The following is a 618-nucleotide window of genomic DNA, read 5'->3' as shown; positions in this document are numbered from 1 at the left end:
GCCTCGCCCGACAGCATCTGCGCCATCGCATCATGGGCCTCGTCAAAGGTCAGCGACCGCGACCGCCCCGGCCCGCGCCCCAGCGTGCGGACATGTTCGGACAGGCTCACTCGGCGGCCTCGCGGCGCTGCACCCGGTTCAGCAGCGCGGCGATCTCGGGCCGGCACGAGCCGCAATTGGTCCCGGCCTGCAACGCCGCGCCGATCGCCTCGACCGAGATCAGCCCCTGATCCTCGATCCCGGCCAGGATGGTGTTCACCCCGACGCTGAAACAGGAACACAGGATCGGGCCGGGATCGGGCCGGTCGGCCGGCGAGCGTCCGGTCAGGGCGTCAGAGGTCTCTTCCCCCGGCAGCGCGGCGAGATAATCGCGCATCACCGCCACCGGCTGGCGCGACACGAACAGCGCGGCAACCAGCGGGCCGTTGTCGTAAAATGCCAGCCGCGCCTCGCCCCTGCCCGGATCCTGCACCGATTGCACCGTCATGTCGGGCAGGCCGAACAGCCGCCGTGCCTCGGCCTCCCAATTGGTGATCTCGTCGGTGCCGGCCAGTTCGGCGCGCCAGCCTGCCCGCGTGCGGGCGCGCGCCCAGTAATCGGCGCGCGGCGCCATCGGCC

The 618-nt window shown here is 71.8% G+C and carries 1 protein-coding gene; it reads right to left on the bottom strand.

Going from position 1 to position 618, the window contains the following annotated elements; translation table 11 throughout:
• Positions 1–106: 106 nt before the first annotated feature.
• The coding region (locus CVM52_RS26375) for a (2Fe-2S)-binding protein (RefSeq protein WP_133120030.1) at positions 107–618 on the bottom strand (512 nt) is incomplete at its 5' end.

Origin of the sequence: Pseudooceanicola lipolyticus, assembly GCF_002786325.1 — a bacterium.
GTDB classification, from domain to species: Bacteria; Pseudomonadota; Alphaproteobacteria; order Rhodobacterales; family Rhodobacteraceae; genus Pseudooceanicola_C; species Pseudooceanicola_C lipolyticus.
Note: the sequence above shows the minus strand (reverse complement) of the source record. Positions and strands in the feature narration are given on the sequence as shown.